This window comes from Vibrio ichthyoenteri ATCC 700023 (genome assembly GCF_000222605.1).
In the GTDB taxonomy this organism is placed as follows: domain Bacteria; phylum Pseudomonadota; class Gammaproteobacteria; order Enterobacterales; family Vibrionaceae; genus Vibrio; species Vibrio ichthyoenteri.
The window spans coordinates 1-3,743 of record NZ_AFWF01000034.1; the positions used below are offsets into that span (position 1 = coordinate 1).

Annotated in this window: 3 protein-coding genes and 1 pseudogene; 1 reads left to right on the forward strand and 3 read right to left on the reverse strand. The window is 40.8% G+C overall.

All coding sequences use genetic code 11. The annotated features are described in order from the left end of the window. The 3 genes from RH85_RS03860 to RH85_RS03870 form a co-directional block, all read right to left on the reverse strand. The coding region (locus RH85_RS03860; protein ID WP_006710888.1) for a LysR family transcriptional regulator at positions 1-738 on the reverse strand (738 nt) is incomplete at its 3' end. Between the two features lie 394 nt (positions 739-1,132). After that, positions 1,133-1,507, reverse strand: a complete 375-nt coding sequence (locus RH85_RS03865; RefSeq protein ID WP_006710889.1) for a NirD/YgiW/YdeI family stress tolerance protein — start codon at positions 1,505-1,507, stop codon at positions 1,133-1,135. 190 nt (positions 1,508-1,697) lie between these two features. After that, a complete protein-coding gene (locus RH85_RS03870) occupies positions 1,698-2,681 on the reverse strand; it encodes a hypothetical protein (RefSeq protein WP_006710890.1) in 984 nt (327 codons plus the stop codon). 534 nt (positions 2,682-3,215) lie between these two features. On the opposite strand from RH85_RS03870, the pseudogene RH85_RS03875 reads away from it, so the two are divergent. Continuing rightward, positions 3,216-3,743: pseudogene (locus RH85_RS03875) on the forward strand (hypothetical protein); the annotation flags it as partial.

Here is a 3,743-nt window from a genome sequence, read left to right on the forward strand (position 1 = left end):
TTCTAAGTAATCGGGCGCTTTTAATATGCCTTGCCCTTGCATAGCGGCGTGTAGCAATAGAAATTGGTTATTTGCGCACAGCGCACCTTGGATATCCACATCAAGGCGACTTTTACCGTCATAAAATGGCCATGTTTTGCTGTGTGGGTTCGATAAACAGTGGTGTTCTACTAAATCGAGCGGGTGTTCTGGTTGGCCAAATTTGTCTAGGTATTCAGGTGATGCACAACAAATATGCTGATAACTCATCAGTTTTTTGGCAACCATATTTTCAGGTGGTGTATTGGTTGAGCGAATAGCCAGATCAAAACGGCTTTGCGTTAGATCATGTAGGTTAGCGCTAACATCAATATCAAACTCGATATCTTGATGTTTCTGTTTGAAGTGATGGCAGATCTCAGTTAGATGAGATTGGCTAAACATTTCCGGTGCCGTGATCCTAAGCAAACCGCTAATCTCGCTTTGGTTTTGCTCCAACTCGCGTTCCAAAGAGATGATTGCGCTGTTAATCTCCAGCATCTTCTCTAATACCTTAAAGCCAGCAGGTGTAAGGCGTACTTGCCGTGTCGAGCGGATTAATAAACTGTTGCCTAATTCTTTTTCGAGTTGTTTGATTTGGTTTGAAAGATAACTGCGAGAGATCGACAAGCTGTCCGCCGCCTTGGCGAAGCTTAGTCGTTTGGCTACTTCACTAAAAAGAACGTAGCGCTCCATCTTTTTGTGTGATTTTTGCATCATCGCTCCCAATCCATTGCTCTGGCGACCGCTCGACCGTCCTCCCTCTTAGTACGTAAAATATATCACATTAAAGTTCATTTATTGTTCGCTATAGAGAATTATGTATTTTTGTCGTTTTATTTGTTCAAGCGCTTATTGGCAATGTATTACCGAGCATGATTAGAAAAGAAGACTGGCGAAGGAAAATGTCATTGACGAGATCCCTTGTTGATAAGGGGACAATTGCTGCATGAGATTATTTAGGCGAAAAGTGCCGCTAGTTCGCGTTGGTCTGCTGTTGAGCTTAGTAGGATTAAGCGTGCTGCTTTGAAATGTCGATAGCGGTAAATGATAACGCTACAATAAAAAATCCTGCCATATCCTTAAAGGTCATGGCAGGATCTTATATTTGGGCTTATAGCACTCTTAGCGCATCCACATCAACTTTAGTGCCTGACATGTTCTTATCGATCTCACCGATCAACTGTACTTTTGTTTCAGGCGTTGCGGTTTGGTTTAGCCATTTGTCGTGGTCGATTTCAACTGTTATTTCGCCGGTTGTATCGGTGAAGATATACATCTCTCCGCCGAGCGATGCTTTGATATTCCCGGTTAAAGTAACAGGCATATCATCGCTAAACATACCCGCATCTAGCACCTGTTGAACGGTTGAAATACCTTGAGTTGGGCCATTAAAGCCTGAAGCATTTTGTGGGCCGTTAAAACCTTGTGCGAAGACAGAAGTTGAAGCAGCAAGAGCAAGCGTTGTAATCAGTAATTTGGTTTTCATTATTATTTTTTCCACTGTGTGTTGAGACTGACGCTAATGTAACGCCCGCTAGCTGAATGGAAGATGAATGATTTTGTTATCTTTGGTTATATTTCTCTCAATCGTCGATACCCTAGAAAAAAGCGCACATGGATATCATGTACGCCTTTTTGTTTCTATAGGTAAGCCTTTGGGCTGCAGCGGTAAGTGGCTACTTAACCTCGTATCTAAGTAGTACTTCATTATCAAGCACGACATTCGTTGACCAAATAAAGCTCGCGCCTGCGCCACTGAATTTTTCAATAAAATTCATGTATGCCTTTTTATTTTTCACGCCAATATCATCTTCTGAATATAACGTGGCTTTAGGCCAAGATGATGAATCAAAGGTTTGTTCCATCCAGTTTTCTGGGACTTCCCAATGAGCGGCAAAAGCATTTTGACCGTCGTCCGTGCCTTCTGTGGTACAGGTTTTTGATAGGCGTTGCCCGTCCACTTCACTGAGGCAAGTTAGGTCGTAAATCGGCGCGGTATAAAAGGTTTGTGCTTGCCAATCTGAGTTGGAAACGGTGCCGTCACTAAAGCTCGCAATAAAACCACCGTCACCTGGGTGGTAGGCCTTGCCTCGGTTATCTTCGGTGCCTAACCCTAAGTTCTCTTCCCAATCAATCACTTTAATCGCAATGGTGTAAGGCTTCTTAACCTTAAATTTAACGATATTAGAATTAAATGGTGTAAATGGAACGGTATCTATCGCGACTAGAGTGCCATTGATATAGAGCTCGAAGTAGTTGTCGGCAAAAATATAGCCGGTGATTTCCTCCCCATCGGAGTCAATCACTGTCATCGGCATCGACGCCGTATCAACATCTGCTAGGCTTTGCGGTGTAATGTTGGAACACTCTTCGTATAGGTCTGCGGCTTTTGGTCCGGTTGCAAAGTTGTTGATTGCAGGAACCGTCCAAACTTTTCCTGCGGAATCGGTAATTTCACCCACGCCAGCCACTCGGCTGCGACCATTGTTACATTCAAAAAGATTGGACTCTACAATTTTAGCCATGCCTTGCGTAATGCTTGCTGAGCCAAGGTAATCGCTGATCGGTTGATTAGTAGGATCGAGAGAGGATGCTGAACAACCTGCGGCAAATAATAAGGCCGATGAAAGTGTGAGAACGTGTGTTTTTGATGATTTCATTGATTATCAATTCATTGTGGTGTGAATGGTATTAGCGTAGTTGCCACACTAAGTGACGACAAGTGAGAGTAGTTGGTTGGATATGGTTTTTGCGCTAACTATTTACCAAGTATATCTGATGGAATGTAAATAGATGTAAAGGCTTAGCAAGGTTGGGTAAAGCTTGAGGTTGGCCGCTGGTAAATGGTTTAGTGAGATCGTTCGTTTAGTTAAACCCAGTTATTCCCTTGAAAAGCGAGATCTCTATTTGTGATTTAAAATGATGAAAAAATTTGGACTTTATCTACAAAACTGTCGTTTGGGAAAGAAAAGATAGCGGTAGCATACAAGGAAGCGATAGGTTGAACTAAAAAATAAAAGCAATAATTGAGTAGTTTATTTTTTAAACAGGAGTAGTGCGTAGCATTTTGAAAAATATCATATACCAATATCCCTCCTCCTACTGTATAAATTAACATCAACAGACCATTTTTGTATGGTTTTTTACTTTATATTCAAGTCCTTAGATTGAATGTTAATGAAGGTCATCCATACATGTACAAAAAAATACTTCCAATTATCGCTATTCCTCTTTTTTTGGGTTGTAAATCCGAAACAGATATAGTCAAAGACAGCAATTTTACTTACGTTGACTATGATAATAAGCCTCAAATTTTTGACGCTAGCTTCACTATTGAAGAAGCGTTTGATCATCGACAAGTATGTAGCGAAACAATATGGTCTGAATTTGAAGACGAGCGAGGAAGAACGATTGTTCAATATGAATGTTATCTTGACAATCTAGCTGCGTATTTTCCTAATTGGTTAGAAGGAAGAAAGACCCTAGAGGTAAACTACCTTAAAGACAAATATGATGATTTAAATGAAATAAAGGCGAAGCTTGATAAAGTATACGATAGGCAAAAAGAGCTACAGCCAATTGTAGATAATAAAGAAAATGATTTTGATGCTTACTCAAAAATATTTAGTGATTTAGCTCGCCTGAAAAGAGATCAACAATGGTACTTGCGGGAGATCAAGCAGCGAGAAAAGCTGTTCCCTAATGGATTCGATTTTGCTCTA